We start from the raw sequence: 18,523 nt of genomic DNA on the forward strand, positions 1-18,523 counted from the left end.
CGTCGCGTGGGGCTGTCGGGCTCTGGGCGTCGTCGGACATGCGCGTGGTCCCCTCTCCTGTACGTTCCGTCATGCTACGGCCCATGCCGCTCCGTGGATCTCCGTCGGACGACAACCCGCTTGCCCCGCGGCCGTCGGACGACGGCCCGCTCGTGCCGCGCGACCGTCGCACGACGCCCCGCTCGCCCTGCGCGCCGGACACACCGGGCCCGGACGGCGGGGGCCGCCTACGATGATCCCGAACCGTCGATCAGCCGATCACCCGCGTCCCGCCGGACACGACCCGGGGACGCCGTTCCGGGGAGGAACCCGTTGACCGAGCACATCACCGCACGCGACGACGCCCGCGACCTGGGCGCCTTCATCGCCGGGCTGCCCAAGGCCGAACTCCACGTCCACCACGTCGGCTCCGCCTCCCCGCGCATCGTGTCCGAACTCGCCGCGGGCCACCGCGACTCCCGGGTGCCGACCGACCCCGAGGCGCTCGCGGACTACTTCACGTTCACGGACTTCGCCCACTTCATCGAGGTGTACCTGTCCGTCGTCGACCTCATCCGCACGCCCGAGGACGTCCGGCTGCTGACGTACGAGGTCGCCCGCGACATGGCCCGCCAGCAGGTGCGCTACGCCGAGCTGACGATCACTCCGTGGTCCTCCACCCGGCGCGGCATCGACGAGCGCGCCTTCATGGACGCGATCGAGGACGCCCGCAAGGCCGCCGAGAAGGAACTCGGCGTCGTCCTGCGCTGGTGCTTCGACATCCCCGGCGAGGCCGGTCTGGAGGCCGCCGAGGAGACCATGCGGCTCGCGACCGACGACCGGCTGCGGCCCGAGGGGCTCGTCTCCTTCGGGCTCGGCGGCCCCGAGATCGGTGTGCCGAGGCCCCAGTTCAAGCCGTACTTCGACCGTGCCCGCGCGGCGGGACTGCGGTCGGTGCCGCACGCCGGTGAGACGACGGGCCCGGAGACGGTCTGGGACGCGCTGAACTTCCTCGGCGCCGAACGCATCGGCCACGGCACGAGTTCCGCGCGGGACCCGAGACTGCTCGCCCATCTCGCCGAGCACGGCATCGCGCTCGAGGTCTGCCCGACCTCGAACATCGCCACCCGCGCGGTCCGCACCCTCGACGAGCACCCCGTCAAGGAGTTCGTGGCGGCCGGGGTGACGGTCACCGTCAACTCCGACGACCCGCCGATGTTCGGCACCGACCTCAACACCGAGTACGCGGTCACCGCCCGCCTCCTCGGGCTCGACGAGCGGGGTGTCGCGGAGCTCGCCGGGAACGCGGTGCACGCGTCGTTCCTCGGTGAGGCGGAGAAGGCGAAACTCGTCGCGGAGATCGACACGTACGCCGCGACCTGGCTCGCGCTCTGACCCACCACAATGGCCCCATGCGCACCGTGACCGCAGTCGCCCACCGCGGCGACCCCTACCGCGCCCGTGAGAACACGATCGACTCGCTGCGTTCCGCGCTCCGCCAGGGCGCGGACGCCGTCGAGATCGACGTACGCCTGACGCGCGACCGCGTACCCGTCCTGCTGCACGACGCGACGCTCAAGCGTCTGTGGGGACACGACCGGCCGCTGAGCTCGCTCTCCGGCGACGAGGTGCGCGGACTCACGGCGGGCGGTGTGCCGACGTTGGCGGAAGCCCTCGGGGCGACCGGCGACAGCAGGGTCATGGTCGACCTGCCGGGATCGGTGGACGTGCGGGTCGCACGCGAGGTCGTGGACGTGGTGCGGGCATGCGGGGCCGGGGAGCGGGTGTACTACTGCGCCTCGGCCCCCGCCATGCTCGCGGTGCGGGCCGCCGACGCGTCCGCGGAGATCGCGCTGACCTGGACGAGCACGGCACCACCGCGCCCCGGCGTGCTCGACGCCGTGAAGCCCCGCTGGCTCAACTACCGCTTCCCCCTGGTGAACCGCGACCTGGCGGCCCGCGTCCACCGCGGCGGCCACCTGCTCTCCGTCTGGACCCCGGACACCCGCCGCTCCATGCGCCGTCTGCTCGACGCCGGGGTCGACTCGATCACGACCAACCGCATCGACGCGCTGACGGCCCTGCGCGGGGAGGACTGAGCCGGCGGTCAGCCGGCGGGTGCCGGCACGGGCCCCGGTCCGGCGCCGAACGCCTCCAGACGCTTGATCTTCTTCCGTACGACGTACAGCGGGATCACTCCGAAGATCCCGAAGGACATGTCGACGACCGTCCACCAGAAGGGAATTCCGCGGATCGGTCCGCAGATCAGGGCCAGCGGGACGATGCCGGCGCAGGCGATCATCCCGAACTCGACGACCCAGATGTTGCGGACCGGATCGCGGTAGGGACCGTAGAACGCGACCGCGATCACCAGGTGCGCGAACGCCAGCCAGTCCGTTCCGTAGAGCAGGAAGGGGTAGTTGGCGTCGGCGGTGTCGAGGCCGCGGCTGACGCGTTCGATCCAGTCCATCAGGACGGGCAGGTGATCCGGCACGGACAGGGCCTTCAACAGGTCCTCGGTCCAGTGCAGTTCGTGCACCAGCGGGAAGGCCGTGGCGCCACTGAGCACCAGGCTGACGACGAAGAAGGCAAGCCACGCACGGATGCCCCGGAGCAGGGCGGCTCTGTCGCTCATACCGGGAGCGTACGCCCCGACTTGAACGCGTTCAAAACCGCCCCCGTCCGGGGCTCCGACGGCTCAGGCGCCGCTCTCCCGCAGCATGTCCTCACGCTCGACGAGCTTGACGCGCTCGCGGCCCTGCGGTTCGCCCAGCGCCTTCTCCGCCGCGTCGAGCCGGTGCCAGCCCTCCCACGTGGTGAAACGGACGTCCCGCTCGCCGAGGAAGGCGTCGACGGCCTCCGGCTCGGGCGAAGTGGGCGTGAGCAGACGGCCGTTCGCGTGGTCGTCGAGCAGGCTCGCGACCGTCTCGTTGGCGTCGCCCTTGGTGTGACCGATCAGACCGATCGGACCGCGCCGGATCCAGCCGGTGACGTAGGTGGAGGACAGGTGCTCGCCCGAGTCCTCCAGCACCCGGCCGGCCGCGTCCGGCACCGTGCCCGACTCGACGTCCCAGGGCAGCTTGGGCAGGCTGTCGGAGAGGTAGCCCACCGCGCGGTAGACCGCGCTGACGTCCCAGTCCTTGAACTCGCCGGTGCCCTTGACGTTCCCGGTGCCGTCGAGGGCGGTGCGCTCGGTGCGCAGGCCGACGACCTCGCCGTTCTCGCCGAGGATCTCGGTCGGCGACTCGAAGAAGTGCAGGAACAGCTTGTGCGGGCGGTCGCCGGTGTCGCGGATCGCCCAGTTCTCCAGGGTCTTGGCGACCATGTCGGCCTGCTTGTTGCCGCGCCGGGTGGCGATCGAGCCCTCGTCGTAGTCGATGTCCTCGGGGTCGACGATGACCTCGATGTTCGGCGAGTGGTCCAGCTCGCGCAGCTCCATCGGGCTGAACTTCGCCTGCGCCGGGCCGCGGCGGCCGAAGACGTGGACCTCGAGGGCCTTGTTGGCCTTGAGTCCGTCGTACACGTTCGGCGGGATCTCGGTGGGCAGCAGTTCGTCCGCGGTCTTGGCCAGGATGCGGGCCACGTCCAGCGCGACGTTGCCGACGCCGAGGACGGCGACCTTCTCGGCCTGAAGCGGCCAGGTGCGCGGGACGTCCGGGTGACCGTCGTACCAGGAGACGAAGTCCGCCGCGCCGTACGAGCCGTCGAGGTCGATGCCGGGTATGTCGAGGGCCCGGTCGGCCGTCGCGCCCGTGGAGAAGATCACCGCGTCGTAGAAGGCGCGCAGATCGTCCAGGTTGATGTCGCGCGGGTAGTCGACGTTGCCGAAGAGACGGATCTGCGGCTTGTCGAGCACCTGGTGCAGGGCGGTGATGATGCCCTTGATCCGGGGATGGTCGGGGGCGACGCCGTAGCGGATGAGACCGAACGGGGCCGGCATCCGCTCGAAGAGGTCGATGGACACACCGGGATCGGCGGCCACTGCGGATTTCAGCAGCGCGTCGGCGGCGTAGATTCCGGCGGGGCCGGCTCCGACAATGGCTACCCGCAGAGGGCGAGGCATGATCAGGTTCCCTTCGAGCAGGGGCGGGGGACTCGACGGGAAGCCTAAACTGAGGCAAACCTAAGTCAGTAGGCGGGTCCGGGCTATGACCTCATAAGGCTGACTTATGGGTACTGAAGGACCGCTTTATGGGTGGCGCCGACCACCCTCGCACGGCGGCAGGACCGGCCCTCTCCCACCCCCTGCCTTCGGGCCCCTGGAGCGACGGGGATCCCGCCTCCCTGCGCCTGGCCCCCGCCCCCGGCCGCCGAGCCCCGGGACGGGGGAGGAACCCGCACCCCCTACCGCCGGTCCCCCCGGGTCGGGGTGGGAACGGCGCCGGTACGGGCGGCGGAGGGCCGGGCGGACACGGACGCGGAGGTCTGCGTGGCCGACGGAGTGCGGGTGAGGGTGGGCGCGCCGGCCGTCCGGGCCATGGGCCCGGGCGCGGTGCGGGGAGCGGAGGTCCGGCCGGTGGGGCCGCTCCTGCCGGGACGGGGGCTGACCGGCCCCGGCGACACCGACGGGGTGGGCTCGGCCGGGGGGCTGCTCGCGGGCGGCGGGGCCAGCGGGACCACCGGGGACACGGGCGCCGCCGGTGCGGCCGACCGCAGCGGCAGCACGACGAGCGCGCCGACGGCACACGCCACCGCGGCCCCGGCCGCCGCGCGCAGCAGCCGGCGGCGGGCCGCACCCCGGCGGATCGCCTCGTAGCGGCCGGGCGGTGGCGAGAGGTACGCGGAGGGGGGCCGCATGATGACGGCGAGCGGATCGTCGGGGCCGAAGTCCGGACCGTCGTCAGAGTGTGTGATCAAGACTTCTCCCCAGGTGGGCGCGGAGCAGTTCGCGGGCCGCGTGGAGGTCGGCCTTGATCGTTCCTTCCTTGCGCCCGGTCAGCGCGGCCACCTCCCGGATCGGCATGTCAGCGTAGTAGTGCAGCAGGATCGGGACGCGCAGCCGTTCGGGCAGCGACTGCACGAGCAGACGTACGGACGGATCGGCCTGCTCGTTCCGCGGGCCGACGACGGCCTCGGCGGTGACCCGGCGCACGGCCCGGCGTTCCCGCTCCAGCTTGCGCCAGTGGTCCCGGACGAGGTTGGCCGCCGTGACGTAGAGGAATCCCCGCGGCTCGGCCACGGAGGTCCAGCGGGACCAGAGCCGGGTGAACGCCTCCGAGGCGATCTCGTGGGCCGTCCCGTCGTCGTCGACGAGACGGCGGCACCAGCCGGCGAGGCGCGGGTAGAGGGCGGCGAACAGCTCGGACGCTGCCTTCTCACGGGACCCTTTCAACATTCTCCATGGTCGTGACGGTGCCGGACGGGAGGGATCCCGGGCCGCGGCGGGTACGGCCCGCCGGCCCAGGATCCCGGACCGCCGGCCGGGGTTCAGGGGCTCGCGGAGGTCAGCACCGCGAACACGATCACGTTGTCGCGGTAGCCGCTTCCGGAGCGGGGGCCTCCGCAGGTGATGAGCCGCAGCTCCGGGCGGTCCACGTCGCCGTAGACCGCGTCCGCCGGAAAGTCGGCCTTGGCGACCGTACGGACCTCGGTGACGGCGAACACCGCCGACCTGCCGTTCTCCAGGCGCACCACGATCCGGTCGGCGTGGCGCAGACGCGCGAGGTGCCGGAAGACGCCGTCGCCGTACGCGCCGACGGTGACATGACCGAGGATCACCGACGGGCCCTTCTGGCCCGGCGTCGGTGAGTACCGGTACCACCCGGCCCGGTCGTGTGCCACGACCGGGGGAACCTGGGCACCGCCGTCCGGGGCCAGCCCGAGCCGCATCAGCGGGGTGTCGACCCCGATGGCCGGTATCCGCAGCCCGACCGGAGCCGAACGCCCCAGCGCACGCACCGGCTTCACGCCGGACCGCGTGGCCGCGGAGGAGCCGCCGGACCGCGAGGCCGTGGGTGCGGCATCGGACCGCGCACCCGGCCGGGAGTCCGCGGCCGGGCCGGCCGGGTGGCCGCCGCAGCCCACGAGCAGCGCGGCCACCGCCGTGGCGACGAACGCGCGCCTGGAGAGGGGCGTCATGCCCCGGTCGCCCGCCGACGGCGTACGACGAAGACCGCCGCACCCGCGGCGACCAGGGCGGCGGCGCTCCCGCCGACGAGCCCGGCCGGCCCCGAGGACGGCGCCGTGGCCGCCGCCACACCGGTGTCGGGCGCTCCGCCCGGCCGGACGGAGACCTGACGCGCGTCCCGCGCACGCGTCGGTACGGGGCTGGGCACGGCGGACGGCGCGCGGGTCGCGGTGGGGCTCGCCGGGGCCGGAGCCGTGGTGGGGCTCGCCGAAGCGGGCGCCGAGGTGACGCTCGGACGGGTCGAGGGGCGCGGGGAGGCCCCGTCGGCGAACGCGGGCACCGTGCCCACCAGCACGGCGGTGCACGCGAGTGCGGTGGCACTGAAGACGGTTCGGCGCATGAATCGCTCTCTTTCGTCGGTCCGCCCGCCGGTGGGTACGGCGGGCCGGTTACGGATCGAGCGAAGAGACGAGCCGGCGGCGGACGAGGTTGCAAAGGGATGGCAAAGGCGCTGGGCGGGAGCTGTGACCAGGATCGGCGGTTGGCACCGGACCGTGTTCGCGACCTGCACCGGTGCCGAGCGGCTTGAGCCGCTGGAGGCACGTGATTCAGAGACACGGTCGGCGCTTCGGCACAGCGCGGGTCGGACACGGCGCCTGCGCCCGTAGCCGCCGGACCCGCCGGACCCGCCGGACCCGCCCGGAACGAACCGGCGTGCGCTACGGGCGATTGCGCACGTGATCGGTATCGTCGCGGCGGAAGGCCCCCTTTGGCACACCTCGTCTGAAGCGCAGCGATCCGAGCGGAGGAGCACGCCATGACCGATCCCCGGAACGGGGCCGCGGCGGGCGGCGGAACGGCGGCGGGGGCACCGGAGGGACACGGTCCGAGCGCGCACGACGCGGTGCGCCTCGCGCTGGTGATCGGTGCTCTCGGCGTGGTCTTCGGCGACATCGGGACCAGCCCGATCTACACCCTGCAGACCGTGTTCGACCCGAACGACCCGCATCCGGTCCCCGTCACCACGGACAACGTGTACGGCGTCGTGTCCCTCGTGTTCTGGTCGGTGATGACCATCGTGACGGTCACCTACGTGCTGCTGGCGATGCGCGCCGACAACGACGGCGAGGGCGGCATCATGGCGCTGATCACGCTCGTGCAGCGGTGGGGCTCGCAGCGCGGCCGACGGGTCACGGCCGTCCTGGCCGCGCTCGGCGTCTTCGGCGCCTCGCTGTTCTTCGGCGACAGCATGATCACTCCGGCGATCTCGGTGCTGTCCGCGGTCGAGGGGCTCAAGGTCGTCCAGCCGTCGCTGGAGAGCGCGGTCGTACCGATCACCGCGGTGATCATCGTCCTGCTGTTCCTGGTGCAGCGCAGGGGAACCGCGGCCGTGGGCCGGATGTTCGGGCCGGTCATGGTCACCTGGTTCCTGATCATCGGCGCCTGCGGCGTGGACGGCATCATCGACCACCCGACGATCCTCAGGGCACTGTCACCCACGTACGCCCTGGGTTTCCTGTTCGGTCATTTCGGCACCGCCTTCTTCGCCCTCGCCGCGGTCGTGCTCTCGGTCACCGGCGCGGAAGCGCTCTACGCGGACATGGGGCACTTCGGCCGCCGGGCCATCACCCGCGGCTGGATGTTCCTCGTCTTCCCGGCGTGCATTCTGAGCTACTTCGGCCAGGGCGCGCTGATCCTGGCGGACCACAGCAACATCAGCAGCCCCTTCTTCCTGCTCGTGCCCCACTGGGGCAGGTGGCCGATGGTCCTGCTGGCCACGGCGGCCACGGTGATCGCCTCCCAGGCGGTGATCACCGGCGCGTACTCCGTCACCTCCCAGGCCGCCAAGCTCGGTTACCTGCCGAGGCTGCGCATCGCGCACACCTCCGAGTCCACGATCGGCCAGATCTACGTTCCCTGGATCAACTGGCTGCTGATGGTCTCGGTCCTCACCCTGGTCTTCGCCTTCCGCAGTTCCACGGCTCTGGCGTTCGCGTTCGGCATGGCCGTGACCGGCACCATCACGATCACCACGCTTCTGTTCTTCTACGTCGCACGGGCCAAGTGGGGAACGCCCAAGTGGCTGGTCGCGGTCGGCGCGAGTGTGCTGCTCTTCGTGGACCTTCTCTTCGTCGCGGCCAACCTGACGAAGCTCGTCCACGGCGCCTGGCTGCCGCTGTTGATCGGTCTCACCGTGTTCACCGTCATGACCACCTGGCAGCGCGGACGCGCGATCGTCACCGCGGCGCGGGTACGGGACGAGGGGCCGCTGCCCGAGTTCATCGAGCGCCTGCGCAGCGGTGAGCTGTCGACGCTCCGCGTCCCGGGAACGGCCGTCTTCCTCAACCGGGGCAAGCAGACCACGCCGCTGGCCATGCGGGCCAACGTCGAGCACAACCACGTACGGCACGACCAGGTCGTGCTGCTGGCCATCGAGACCGAGCCGGTGCCCCGCGTCCCGGCCGAACGGCGGCTCGTCGTCGACGACCTCGGCTACAGCGACGACGGCATCATTCACGTCACCGCCCGGTTCGGCTACATGGAGACGCCGGACGTGCCCAGCACCCTGGCCGTGCTCGATCCGGCGCGGACCGAAGGGCCGCTGCAGCTCGACCGGGCGTCCTATTTCCTGTCGACGATCGAACTCCGTCGGGGCAAGGCACCGACGATGGCCCCTTGGCGCAAGCGGCTGTTCATCGCCACCTCGTACATCACCGCGGACGCCGCCGAGTACTTCGGCCTCCCCCGGGACCGCACGGTCATCATGGGCTCCCAGATCGACGTGTAGACGCGGAATCCCGGGCGGTCCGGTCGGCGAGGGAGGGATGACCGGCCCGCCCGGGAGATCAAGGGCCCGGTTACAGGCCCACGTCGCGGCGGCTGACGTCCTCCAGGGACTCCCGGCGGACCAGCAGGCGGGCCTGTCCGTCGCGGACGGCGACCACGGGCGGGCGGCCGACCAGGTTGTAACCGGAGGCCATGGACAGGTGGTAGGCGCCGGCCACGGGAACGGCGACCAGGTCGCCCGGACGCACGTCGGCGGGGAGGTCCGCGTCGGCGGCGAGGACGTCGCCGGCCTCGCAGTGCCGGCCCACCACCGTCACCCGGGCGGTGTCGGCGGTGCTGCGCCGGCCGATCAGACGGGGGGCGTAGCGGACGCCGTAGAGGGCGGGACGCGGGTTGTCGCTCATCCCGCCGTCGACGGCCACGAACACGTGCCCGCCGGTGTGTTTGACGGACAGGACGCGGTAGACGGCGATGCCCGCCGGTCCCGCGACGGCCCGTCCCGGTTCGATGACCAGGCGGGGGACGGGGAGCCCGGCCGCGGCGCAGGCGGCGGTGAGTTCGGTACGTACCTTGCGGGCCAGCGTGGTGAGGTCCAGGGCCGGTTCGCCCGGACGGTAGGCGATGCCGTGGCCGCCGCCGAGGTCGATCTCGGGCAGGACCAGGCCGTGCTGCCGGTGCAGCCGACTCATGAGGCCGACCATGCGGCGGACGGCGACCAGGTACGGCGTGACGCTGGTGATCTGCGAGCCCAGGTGGCAGTGCAGGCCGGTGAGTTCGAGCTGCGGCTGGTCGAGTATGCGGGTGATGGCGTGGGCCGCGTAGCCGTCGGTGATGGACAGGCCGAACTTCTGGTCGTCGGTGCCGGTGCGGATCTTCTCGTGACCGCCCGCGCTGATGCCGGGCACCACCCGGACCATCACCTTCTGGTGGCCGTCCGGGCCGACGGCGGCGGCCAGCCGGGTGATCTCGGAGGGGCTGTCGATGACGATGCGGCCGACGCCCAGCCGCAGGGCGAGATCCAGGTCGCGGGGGGACTTGGCGTTGCCGTGCAGCACGATCCGCTCGGGCGGAAAGCCGGTGGTGACGGCGAGTTCGAGCTCACCGGCGGAGCAGACGTCGAGGCCGAAGCCCTCCTCGTCCATCCAGCGGGCCATCGCTCGGCACAGGAACGCCTTGGCCGCGTACAGGACTTCCGCGTCGGGGAAGGCGTCCCGGTAGGTACGGCAGCGGTCGCGGACCTCGGCCTCGTCCAGGACGTAGACGGGCGTGCCGAAGCGGTCGGCGACCTCGGCGATCGGTACACCGCCCACGGCGAGGTGGCCGTGCGGTGCCTCGGTGGTGGAGGCGGGCCACACCGACAGGTCCACCGCGGTGGTGGCTGCGTCGGTCGCGGTGGTGGGTTCGTGAACCGTGGTCATCGTGGCTGCCCCTCTCAGGCGATCCACAGCGCGGGCATCTCGTGGGTGACCGGCCCGGCCGGTGGGACGGGGGCCACCGGTGTGATCGGGGTGGGCGGTGTGACCCGCGCGGGCGCCGGGGCGGTGAACTGCGGGTCGACCGTGACGGCGGTGACGCCGAGCGGCGCGGTCAGCGCGCGCAGCGCGGGCTCGGCGAGCCTGATCCATGCCTGGTCGGGCCCGAGGGTGGCGGTCAGCCGACGCTCGGAGGTGAAGCCGACGGCCGTACGGTCGCCGAGCGGGGTGCGGAAGAGCCGGGCCGCGCACCCGGAGGGTCCCGGTCGGACCGGTACGTACAGGGGTCCGGCCGGGAACCGATCGGCGGGCTCGGGGTCTTCGCCGTGGAGGAGTTCTGTCATGGGGTGCCTCCCGAGGGGCAGGGAGCGTGGGTTCTGATCCGTGGGACCCCGGACGCGGGGAGGCGGTCCGGGGTTCGCTGTCGACGTTATGCCCGGAGCCCCCGGCCCTCGGACCGGTCCTGACGGGACGCTGACGAGGATCCGGTCGACTTTGACGGGACGCTGACAGTGCTGGCGGGAGGGTGCCGAGAGGACCGTCAGAGAGGCGCCAAGAACCGGTGCCCGCAGTGTCGAGGGCCGGGGAACGGAGGTGAGATGGGGGGCGGTTCCACAAGAATTCACCGACCGGGAACCCTCGGTCGGCCCGTGCAGAAGGTGAAGTCCATGCCCGACTCCCCCACGCCCCCGGCCGCTCGCGTCGTCGTCGGCGTGGGTGACTCGCCGGGAAGCCTCACGGTCCTGGGCCGGGCCGCCGACGAGGCCCGGCTGCGGGGTGCGGAGCTCTGGCCGGTGGTCGCCTGGGAGCCACCGGAGGGGATCTCGCCGCTCGCAGGTTCCCGGCCACGAGGACCTTGGTCCCGGAGTGGGAGCGGCTCGCCGGGGAAAGGCTCGTGGAGGCGCTGCGGGACGCGTTCGGCAGCGCCTCCACGGGGCTGCCGGGGCGGGCGCTCGTCGTCCGGGGCGCTCCCGGACCGGCGCTGGTGCGCGTCGCCGACCGGGACGGCGACCTCCTCGTCGTGGGCGCCGGCGCACGGGGTCTGCTGCGCCGCGCGCTGTGGCCGTCGGTCAGCCGCCACTGTCTCGCCCACGCCGTCTGCCCCGTTCTCGCGGTCCCGCCCTCCCCGCTCCAGGCGGCGTTGACGGCCGCGCACCGCCGCAACGCCCTGCGGCTGCGCCTGGACACCGGTCACCTGGAACGGGAATGCGAGAGCGTGCCGCCCGACGCCTGAGGGAAGCACCGACGAAACGGGTCTTCACCGGAGACGAAAATCCTGGTGGGGCCCGTTTCTTGTTGTAGCGGCGGGCTGTCCGACCCGGCCGGCGACAGGCTGCTCGGGTACCCGCTCCGCGGCCGGGATTCCACTGGGGCGGCGCAGCTCCGGGCCAGGTAGGAGCCGGTGGGGTCAGTGGTAGGCGTGCACGACGGCATGCCCCTTGCCGCGGCCGATCATCCACCGGTTGACCGGCGTGGTGAGCACGAAGGCCAGAGCCAGGGAAAGCGCGAGCGAGGCCCAGAACAGGAACTGGCCGAGGCCTGCGTCCATTGCACCGGGCACACCCACGACAACGGTGTTGTCGATCACTTCCATGACGGCGATGGACACGGTGTCCGCGGCCAGCGCGACCCTGAGCGCCCGGCGGAGCGGCAGCCCGGCACGCAACACGCCACGCATGGTCAGCGCGTAGCCGAAGACGAAGGCGAGCGCGATGGAGAGGGCGACGGTGGTCGCGTTGTGCAGTCCTGCGGCAGTACCGATGACCATGCCGAGGACTTCGCCGATGGCGCAGCCCGTCAGGCAGTGCAGCGTCGCCTGAGCGGCGGTGCGCCAGGACGTGCCGGAGTCGTGGTGGGCGTGGTGCTGGTGGTGTGCGGTGTGGTCCATCGTCGGCCTCCCCTTACCGGATCGTGTCTCCCACCTAACTACATACCCCCCTAGGGTATTCCGATGTGGTGAAACGGGCTCCTGTGAATGTTTCGGGTTCGGTGGATCGGCCCACGGGCTCGGGGCGGCTGTCCGGCAACCGCCCCGAGCCCGGGAAGGCCGAAGGTTCTGCTACTTGCCGAGCATCTCGTCCATGCCGGTGATCTCGGACGACTGCGAGGTGACGATCGACTTCGCCATCGTCATGGCGGGACCGTAGGCGCCCTTGTCCCGCTCGGTCTTCGCCATCGCGATCGCACCTTCGTGATGCCTGATCATCATCTGAAGGAACGCCTTGTCGAAGGCGTCACCGGAGAGACCCTTCAGCTTGCCCATGTCGTCGTTCGACATCATGCCGGGCATCGACGAGCCGGAATGGTCCATGCCCGGCATGCTCTCCATGCCGGACGTGTCCGCGTCCGGGACCTTCGCGTCCCAGGCCTTCAGCCAGCCGGACAGGGTGTTGATCTCCGGATCCTGCGCTTGCTTGATCTTCGCGGCCAGGTCCTTCACCTGCTGGGACTTCGCCCGCGAGGAGGCCAGGTCGGCCATGGCCACGGCCTGCCGGTGGTGCGGGATCATCCCCTGCGCGAACGACACGTCCTGCGCATTGCGACTGCCCTGCGCGGCGGAAGCGGTGCCCGAGGGGCCGGCGGTGGACATCGCCCCCGCGTCGTGGCCTGTGTGCCCTGACGGCGAGGACGAGGAATCGCTGCTGCCGCAGGCGGCCAGCACCACCGCTGCGGTGGCGGCGGAGGCCAGGGCCACGGTCCGACGGAGGACAGAACGGCGAGGTGCCATGAGAGGTACGACTCCTTGAAGTGCCCGCGCCCACGCGCGGGAGAAACGGATGCATGCAGGCCGGAGCACGCCACCCCGTCAGGGGGTGCCGTGCGGGAGCCTCTAGATCCGCAGGAGCTGCAACTCGGAAAGATCGGGTGGTGCGCGGCCGTCGACCGACCCGGGAGCCGAACCCCCGCTGACGGCCGCCGCAGGTTCGACACGGGCAGCCACGCCGGACATCAGAGCGGGCGGAACGTAAGCAGTGGACGTACCGCCTGCCGCGCATGTCCCGCCGCTGTGGTCCATGACCATGCCGCCGCCACCCGCGTCGGACAGGTGCCGGCAGCCCGCACCGGCAACGTGGACGGGCGCGGGGCGATGCCCAGGAGACCCTGCCGACATCATGACGTCGTGCCGGCCCGCAGCCGGCATACCGGCGGGTGACAGGGCATGCATGCCCAGCACCCCCGCCACCACGGCCAGGACCAGCCACATCCAGCGCGCAGAACTCCCCCCGGAGTCGGCGCGAACGCTGGAGATCATGGGCTCATCGTATGGGTCTTCCTCCATCCCGGCAGCCAAACACTCCACCGAGTGCCTCGTCCCATGTCGTCGTTCCCCAACTGGCCCATGTGCTCGTCATCCTGTCGCCGGAGCGGCACTCGCCGTCTCGCTGGGCGGACACCCCCAAGCCTCCTGGATCCCAGCCCGACTCTTTCCCGCCGGATTTCCTCCCGCACGCCTTCGACCGCTTCAGCCGCGCCGAGGCGAGCCGCACCACGCCCGGCGCGGGACTGGGCCTGGCCCTCGTGGCCGCGGTCGCCGCCTCGCACGGCGGAACGGCCCGCGCGGAGAACATCCCGCCAGGAGCCACGGGAACTGGAGGGGTCACGGGAGCCGCGGTCACGCTCGACGTGCCCTGCTGAGCCGGTCAGCGGGAGGTACGCCTCCCGGCGGCCCGGCGTACGAGACCGACCGCGGGAGCGATGGCCAACAGCACGGCCAGGGTCGCGTATCCGTGGTCGAGGGTGGTGAGCGTGGCGACGCCGGCCACCAGCAACGGGCCGCCCGCATCGCCGAGTTCGCGGCCGAGTTCAGCGGTTCCCATGGTCTGGCCGAGCCGTTCGGCGGGGGTCGAGGCGGCCAGGGCGGCGAAGCCGAGCGGGGTGATGAGGCCGGTCCCGGTGCCGATCAGGACCGCGCCGGACAGCACGCCGGCCACGCCCGGCAGGGTCGCGCAGCCCAGGCCGGCGGCGGTGAGCAGCAGCCCGGCCAGGATGCCGCCGCGCGCGGTGAGGCGCCCGGCGTCCAGGGCGCGTCCGGTCCGGGGCTGGACGACGGCCGCGCAGGCGGCGAGTACGGACACGGCCGCACCGGTGGCGACCGGGTCCAGGCCGGCCGTCCGGCCGGAGACGGGCAGGAAGCCCACGCCGACGGACAGGGCGGCGGTCGCGGCGGCCAAAGCCGCGGTCGGGCGGAGGAAGTCCGGATGCGTGAGCCGCCCGGCCAGGTCCAGCACTGTCTGGCGGGCCTTCGGCAGCGGCGGTACCGCGGGAACGGCGAGCGCCGCCCAGACGGCGACGGCCGCGCCGAGCACGGCCAGGACGACGAACAGCAGCCGGAGCCCACCGGTCCACACGAGGACACCGCCGAGCAGCGGGCCCAGCGTGTAGCCGACGGACTTGTAGAAGCCGTAACTGCCGAAGGCCCTGCCGTGCTTCGCCGCCGGGTTGAGCCGGGCGACCAGGGCGAAGGCCGAGGGAGAGAAGGCGGAGGCGGCGGCGCCCTGGCCGAGGCGCGCCGCCCACAGCAGACCGGGACTGTCCGCCAGCGCGTACACGGCGGAGGCGGCGGCGAACGCGACGAGTCCGCCGAGCAGGACCGGGCGGGCCCCGACGCGGTCCGCGAGCGTGCCGAAGACCGGCTTGAGCAGTACCTCGGCCCCGTCGTACAGGGCGAGCAGACCGCCGAGCACCATCAGCGACGTGACCGCGCCGCTCCCGTGGCCGCCGAGGTTCGCGGCGATGCCGTGGGCGCCGAACGCGGTGGTGAACCCGGCCGCGTACAACGGCCACATCTGCCGGGCCGGGGCCAGCCGTGCGACGGGGGTGTCGGTCATCGGCCGCTCTGGTGTTTCGCGCGGGGCACTGAAGCCCTGCTCCGTGCAGCCTTCACGAGCAGTCGCATAAGAGGCCCTTGATGTGAGCGGGGTCGTCGAGGAGTCCGTCGCGTTCCGCGGGAATCGGCCGATCACCCGCTGTGCCGCATGGAGAACGTCTTCATCTTCTCCACGAGCATCGCTTTCCACCTGGCATGCGGGAAAGTTCTTGGTGGTCGCGGGAGTCGATCTTCGGGACCATGGCATATCCCTTGGCCAGCACATTCCGTCGGTTCTCCCTGAGGTCGTCAGGAGGTGACCGAGGTCGGCCGGTCCGGCTGCTTCGGTCCGCCGCGCTCCGCCGCGCTCCGGCGCGGCCGGCAGGACGCGGCCCCGCAGTGACAGGGCCAGGTGCTCGCCCACCGGAGGACGGCGGCGAGCCGCAGGGCCGTGGCTCCGTCGGGGCGGCGGCCACGCCGTAGTGACGTGCCTGCAGGTTGATGACGAGGGCCCGTACGAGCTGCGGGTCGTCCTCCACCGCGAGCACCCCGGTCATGGGGTGTGCTTCTCCTGTCATGCCTGCGGGAGTTGGCACCCCGAGGTGTCAACTCCCGTCGCGCATCGCGTAAGGCGGTCAGTTCCTCGCGGCAAGGTCCTTGAGCGCGATGTTGAGTTTCAGGACGTTCACCTGCGGCTCGCCGATGAAGCCGAGGGTGCGGCCCTGGGTCTGCTCCTTGACCAGCTTCTGCACCGCGGTGACGGGCAGGCCGTTCTTCGCGGCGATCCGGTGCACCTGGATGTCGGCGTACTGCGGGGAGATGGCCGGGTCCAGGCCGGAGCCGGAGGAGGTGACCGCGTCCGCGGGCACGTCCGAGAGCTTCACCGTGTAGCCGTTCACCGAGTTGTCCTTCACGACCGCGGCCTTGGCGTCCTCGACCTGCTTGACCAGGTCCTTGTCGTCGGCGGCGAGGTTGGTGGCACCGGACAGGATCAGCTTGTACCGGGTGTTGATGCTGTTGCTGCCGAGTCCGTTGGCGGGGCGGCCCTGGAACCACTTCAGGTCCGGGTCGGGGGTTTCCTGGCCCTTCTTCAGCGGCAGGTCGTAGGACTGCCCGATGAGGGAGGAGCCGACGACCCTGCCGTCCGCCTTGATCTCGGAGCCGTTGGCCTTGCCGTTGAACAGACCCTGGGCGACCCCGGTGACGGCGAGCGGGTAGATCACGCCGGTCACCACGGTGAGCACGAGGAGGGCGCGCAGGGCTGCCCAGAGCAACCGGGCGGTGTTCGTAACCGAGTTGTTCATGGGATCAGCCGATTCCGGGGATGAGGGAGATGAGCAGGTCGATGAGTTTGATGCCGATGAACGGGGCGATCAGGCCGCCGAGTCCGTAGATCGTGAGGTTGCGGCGGAGCATCTTGTCGGCGCTCATCGGGCGGTAGCGCACGCCCTTCAGGGAGAGCGGGACCAGCGTGATGATGATGAGCGCGTTGAAGACGACGGCGGAGAGGATCGCGGAGTCAGGCGAGGACAGGTTCATGATGTTGAGCTTGTCCAGGCCCGGGTAGACCGCGGCGAACAGCGCCGGGATGATCGCGAAGTACTTGGCGACGTCGTTGGCGATGGAGAAGGTCGTCAACGCGCCCCGGGTGATCAGCAGTTGCTTGCCGATCTCGACGATCTCGATGAGTTTGGTGGGGTTGGAGTCCAGGTCCACCATGTTCCCGGCCTCCTTGGCGGCCGAGGTCCCGGTGTTCATGGCCACGCCGACGTCGGCCTGGGCGAGCGCGGGGGCGTCGTTGGTGCCGTCACCGGTCATCGCGACGAGCTTGCCGCCCGCCTGTTCCCGCTTGATCAGCGCCATCTTGTCCTCGGGGGTCGCCTCCGCGAGGAAGTCGTCGACGCCCGCCTCCTCGGCGATCGCCTTGGCGGTCAGCGGGTTGTCACCCGTGATCATGACGGTCTTGATGCCCATCCGGCGCAGCTCGTCGAACCGCTCCCGCATGCCGTCCTTGACCACGTCCTTGAGGTGGATGACACCCAGGACCCGGGCACCGTCGGTGTCCTGGACGGCCACCAGCAGCGGAGTGCCGCCCGCTTCGGAGATCCGGCTGGAGAGGGTGTCGGCATCGGCCGAGACCTCGCCGCCGCGCTCGGTGACCCAGGCGATGACCGAACCGGCCGCGCCCTTGCGGATCCTGCGTCCGTCGACGTCGACGCCGGACATGCGGGTCTGGGCGGTGAAGGCGATCCACTCGGCACCGGCCAGCTCGCCCTGATGACGCTCGCGCAGCCCGTACTTCTCCTTCGCCAGGACGACGATCGAACGGCCCTCGGGAGTCTCGTCCGCGAGCGAGGAGAGCTGGGCGGCGTCGGCCACCTCGGCCTCGGTGGTCCCCGTCACCGGGACGAACTCCGAAGCCTGCCGGTTGCCCAGCGTGATGGTGCCGGTCTTGTCCAGCAGCAGCGTCGAGACGTCACCGGCGGCCTCGACCGCCCGTCCGGACATGGCGAGCACATTGCGCTGCACGAGGCGGTCCATGCCCGCGATGCCGATCGCGGAGAGCAGCGCGCCGATGGTGGTCGGGATCAGGCAGACCAGCAGGGCCACCAGCACGACCATCGTCAGATGCGTGCCCGCGTAGTCGGCGAACGGCGGCAGCGTGGCACAGGCCAGCAGGAACACGATCGTCAGCGAGGCCAGAAGGATGTTCAGCGCGATCTCGTTGGGCGTCTTCTGCCGGGCCGCGCCCTCCACCAGGGCGATCATCCGGTCGATGAAGGTCTCACCGGGCTTCGTCGTGATCTTGACGACGATCCGGTCGGAGAGCACCTTCGTGCCGCCGGTCACCGCCGACCGGTCGCCGCCCGACTCACGGATGACCGGGGCCGACTCACCGGTGATCGCCGACTCGTCGACGGAGGCGACACCCTCGACGACGTCACCGTCGCCGGGGATGATGTCGCCGGCCTCGCAGACGACCAGGTCACCGATCGTCAGTTCGGTACCCGGCACCTGCTCCTCGGACCGGCCGTCCCCCGCGAGCCGCCGGGCGACGGTGTCGGTCTTGGCCTTGCGCAGCGTGTCCGCCTGCGCCTTGCCGCGCCCCTCGGCCACCGCCTCCGCCAGGTTGGCGAAGACGACGGTGAGCCACAGCCAGGCACTGATCGCCCAGCCGAACCACTGGCCCGGGTGTTGGAAGGAGAAGGCGGTGGTCAGGACCGACCCGATCCACACCACGAACATCACGGGCGACTTGACCATCACCCGCGGGTCCAGCTTGCGGAAGGCCTCCGGCAGCGACTTCAGCAGCTGCTTCGGGTCGAAGAGACCCCCGCCGACCCTTCCTTCGTCCTTGTGCCCGGTGGGGACGTCACTGTGCGGCGCCCGGGTGGGTATGGCTGTGGACAT

18 protein-coding genes and 2 pseudogenes are annotated in these 18,523 nt (G+C 71.5%); 5 read left to right on the plus strand and 15 right to left on the minus strand.

Features of this window, described 5'->3' with window-relative positions; translation table 11 throughout:
- Window positions 1-225: 225 nt before the first annotated feature.
- Both ACH4S8_RS24660 and ACH4S8_RS24665 read left to right on the plus strand, forming a co-directional pair.
- Window positions 226-1,374, plus strand: a pseudogene (locus ACH4S8_RS24660) (adenosine deaminase); the annotation flags it as partial.
- 17 nt (window positions 1,375-1,391) lie between these two features.
- Window positions 1,392-2,078 carry a glycerophosphodiester phosphodiesterase gene (locus tag ACH4S8_RS24665; protein ID WP_398397497.1) on the plus strand — a complete coding sequence of 229 codons (687 nt, stop codon included), beginning with the start codon at window positions 1,392-1,394 and terminating at the stop codon, window positions 2,076-2,078.
- 8 nt (window positions 2,079-2,086) lie between these two features.
- Here the strand turns inward: ACH4S8_RS24665 and ACH4S8_RS24670 are convergent, their stop codons facing one another.
- From ACH4S8_RS24670 to ACH4S8_RS24695, 6 genes are all read right to left on the minus strand, one after another.
- Window positions 2,087-2,614 (minus strand): hypothetical protein, encoded by a 528-nt coding sequence (locus ACH4S8_RS24670; protein WP_398397499.1) that lies wholly within the window; start codon window positions 2,612-2,614, stop codon window positions 2,087-2,089.
- Window positions 2,615-2,677: 63 nt separating this feature from the next.
- Complete coding sequence (locus ACH4S8_RS24675; protein ID WP_398397501.1) at window positions 2,678-4,042, minus strand: FAD-dependent oxidoreductase; 1,365 nt, start codon at window positions 4,040-4,042, stop codon at window positions 2,678-2,680.
- A 281-nt stretch (window positions 4,043-4,323) separates the two neighbouring features.
- Window positions 4,324-4,836: a hypothetical protein gene (locus ACH4S8_RS24680; RefSeq protein ID WP_398397503.1), complete on the minus strand. Its 513-nt coding sequence runs from the start codon at window positions 4,834-4,836 to the stop codon at window positions 4,324-4,326.
- The gene (locus tag ACH4S8_RS24685; RefSeq protein WP_398398049.1) at window positions 4,820-5,311 is read right to left on the minus strand and encodes an RNA polymerase sigma factor; all 492 of its coding nucleotides are present in this window, start codon (window positions 5,309-5,311) and stop codon (window positions 4,820-4,822) included. Before ACH4S8_RS24685 ends, ACH4S8_RS24680 begins: the two co-directional genes overlap by 17 nt.
- Before the next feature lie 95 nt (window positions 5,312-5,406).
- Window positions 5,407-6,057 carry a class F sortase gene (locus ACH4S8_RS24690; RefSeq protein ID WP_398397505.1) on the minus strand — a complete coding sequence of 217 codons (651 nt, stop codon included), beginning with the start codon at window positions 6,055-6,057 and terminating at the stop codon, window positions 5,407-5,409.
- Window positions 6,054-6,446, minus strand: a complete 393-nt coding sequence (locus ACH4S8_RS24695) for a sortase-dependent protein (RefSeq protein WP_398397507.1) — start codon at window positions 6,444-6,446, stop codon at window positions 6,054-6,056. The genes ACH4S8_RS24690 and ACH4S8_RS24695 overlap by 4 nt, the downstream gene beginning before the upstream one ends.
- 417 nt (window positions 6,447-6,863) lie before the next feature.
- Between ACH4S8_RS24695 and ACH4S8_RS24700 the strand changes: the two genes are divergently transcribed.
- Window positions 6,864-8,834: a potassium transporter Kup gene (locus ACH4S8_RS24700; RefSeq protein WP_398397509.1), complete on the plus strand. Its 1,971-nt coding sequence runs from the start codon at window positions 6,864-6,866 to the stop codon at window positions 8,832-8,834.
- A 70-nt stretch (window positions 8,835-8,904) separates the two neighbouring features.
- Here the strand turns inward: ACH4S8_RS24700 and lysA are convergent, their stop codons facing one another.
- Both lysA and ACH4S8_RS24710 read right to left on the minus strand, forming a co-directional pair.
- Entirely contained in the window at window positions 8,905-10,251 is a 1,347-nt protein-coding gene (gene lysA, locus ACH4S8_RS24705) for a diaminopimelate decarboxylase (protein WP_398397511.1), read from the minus strand.
- Window positions 10,252-10,265: 14 nt separating this feature from the next.
- Window positions 10,266-10,649: an SAV_915 family protein gene (locus ACH4S8_RS24710; protein WP_398397513.1), complete on the minus strand. Its 384-nt coding sequence runs from the start codon at window positions 10,647-10,649 to the stop codon at window positions 10,266-10,268.
- Between the two features lie 551 nt (window positions 10,650-11,200).
- On the opposite strand from ACH4S8_RS24710, the gene ACH4S8_RS24715 reads away from it, so the two are divergent.
- On the plus strand, window positions 11,201-11,539 hold the full coding sequence (locus ACH4S8_RS24715) for a universal stress protein (RefSeq protein WP_398397516.1): 339 nt from the start codon (window positions 11,201-11,203) through the stop codon (window positions 11,537-11,539).
- A gap of 174 nt (window positions 11,540-11,713) precedes the next feature.
- Here the strand turns inward: ACH4S8_RS24715 and ACH4S8_RS24720 are convergent, their stop codons facing one another.
- From ACH4S8_RS24720 to ACH4S8_RS24730, 3 genes are all read right to left on the minus strand, one after another.
- The gene (locus tag ACH4S8_RS24720) at window positions 11,714-12,193 is read right to left on the minus strand and encodes a DUF4396 domain-containing protein (RefSeq protein WP_398397518.1); all 480 of its coding nucleotides are present in this window, start codon (window positions 12,191-12,193) and stop codon (window positions 11,714-11,716) included.
- A 171-nt stretch (window positions 12,194-12,364) separates the two neighbouring features.
- Window positions 12,365-13,033, minus strand: a complete 669-nt coding sequence (locus ACH4S8_RS24725) for a DUF305 domain-containing protein (RefSeq protein WP_398397520.1) — start codon at window positions 13,031-13,033, stop codon at window positions 12,365-12,367.
- 102 nt (window positions 13,034-13,135) lie between these two features.
- A complete protein-coding gene (locus tag ACH4S8_RS24730; protein ID WP_398397522.1) occupies window positions 13,136-13,558 on the minus strand; it encodes a DUF6153 family protein in 423 nt (140 codons plus the stop codon).
- Window positions 13,559-13,569: 11 nt separating this feature from the next.
- Here ACH4S8_RS24730 and ACH4S8_RS24735 point away from each other — a divergent pair, with 11 nt between their 5' ends.
- On the plus strand, window positions 13,570-13,941 hold the full coding sequence (locus ACH4S8_RS24735) for an ATP-binding protein (RefSeq protein ID WP_398397524.1): 372 nt from the start codon (window positions 13,570-13,572) through the stop codon (window positions 13,939-13,941).
- A gap of 5 nt (window positions 13,942-13,946) precedes the next feature.
- Here the strand turns inward: ACH4S8_RS24735 and ACH4S8_RS24740 are convergent, their stop codons facing one another.
- From ACH4S8_RS24740 to kdpB, 4 genes and pseudogenes are all read right to left on the minus strand, one after another.
- Window positions 13,947-15,134: an MFS transporter gene (locus ACH4S8_RS24740; RefSeq protein WP_398397526.1), complete on the minus strand. Its 1,188-nt coding sequence runs from the start codon at window positions 15,132-15,134 to the stop codon at window positions 13,947-13,949.
- Window positions 15,135-15,544: 410 nt separating this feature from the next.
- Window positions 15,545-15,669: pseudogene (locus tag ACH4S8_RS24745) on the minus strand (DNA-binding response regulator); the annotation flags it as partial.
- A 78-nt stretch (window positions 15,670-15,747) separates the two neighbouring features.
- Window positions 15,748-16,416, minus strand: coding sequence for a potassium-transporting ATPase subunit C (locus tag ACH4S8_RS24750; protein ID WP_398397528.1), 669 nt, complete (start codon window positions 16,414-16,416; stop codon window positions 15,748-15,750).
- A 4-nt stretch (window positions 16,417-16,420) separates the two neighbouring features.
- Window positions 16,421-18,523, minus strand: coding sequence for a potassium-transporting ATPase subunit KdpB (kdpB, locus tag ACH4S8_RS24755; RefSeq protein WP_398397531.1), 2,103 nt, complete (start codon window positions 18,521-18,523; stop codon window positions 16,421-16,423).

The organism is Streptomyces sp. NPDC021080, assembly GCF_044333225.1.
GTDB lineage: Bacteria > Actinomycetota > Actinomycetes > Streptomycetales > Streptomycetaceae > Streptomyces.

Coding starts and splice junctions, on each gene's coding strand:
- ACH4S8_RS24665 (WP_398397497.1), top strand. CDS start 1,392: ATGCGCACCGTGACCGCAGTCGCCCACCGCGGCGACCCCTACCGCGCC.
- ACH4S8_RS24670 (WP_398397499.1), bottom strand. CDS start 2,614: ATGAGCGACAGAGCCGCCCTGCTCCGGGGCATCCGTGCGTGGCTTGCC.
- ACH4S8_RS24675 (WP_398397501.1), bottom strand. CDS start 4,042: ATGCCTCGCCCTCTGCGGGTAGCCATTGTCGGAGCCGGCCCCGCCGGA.
- ACH4S8_RS24690 (WP_398397505.1), bottom strand. CDS start 6,057: ATGACGCCCCTCTCCAGGCGCGCGTTCGTCGCCACGGCGGTGGCCGCG.
- ACH4S8_RS24695 (WP_398397507.1), bottom strand. CDS start 6,446: ATGCGCCGAACCGTCTTCAGTGCCACCGCACTCGCGTGCACCGCCGTG.
- ACH4S8_RS24700 (WP_398397509.1), top strand. CDS start 6,864: ATGACCGATCCCCGGAACGGGGCCGCGGCGGGCGGCGGAACGGCGGCG.
- lysA (WP_398397511.1), bottom strand. CDS start 10,251: ATGACCACGGTTCACGAACCCACCACCGCGACCGACGCAGCCACCACC.
- ACH4S8_RS24710 (WP_398397513.1), bottom strand. CDS start 10,649: ATGACAGAACTCCTCCACGGCGAAGACCCCGAGCCCGCCGATCGGTTC.
- ACH4S8_RS24720 (WP_398397518.1), bottom strand. CDS start 12,193: ATGGACCACACCGCACACCACCAGCACCACGCCCACCACGACTCCGGC.
- ACH4S8_RS24725 (WP_398397520.1), bottom strand. CDS start 13,033: ATGGCACCTCGCCGTTCTGTCCTCCGTCGGACCGTGGCCCTGGCCTCC.
- ACH4S8_RS24730 (WP_398397522.1), bottom strand. CDS start 13,558: ATGATCTCCAGCGTTCGCGCCGACTCCGGGGGGAGTTCTGCGCGCTGG.
- ACH4S8_RS24735 (WP_398397524.1), top strand. CDS start 13,570: ATGGGTCTTCCTCCATCCCGGCAGCCAAACACTCCACCGAGTGCCTCG.
- ACH4S8_RS24740 (WP_398397526.1), bottom strand. CDS start 15,134: ATGACCGACACCCCCGTCGCACGGCTGGCCCCGGCCCGGCAGATGTGG.
- ACH4S8_RS24750 (WP_398397528.1), bottom strand. CDS start 16,416: ATGAACAACTCGGTTACGAACACCGCCCGGTTGCTCTGGGCAGCCCTG.
- kdpB (WP_398397531.1), bottom strand. CDS start 18,523: ATGTCCACAGCCATACCCACCCGGGCGCCGCACAGTGACGTCCCCACC.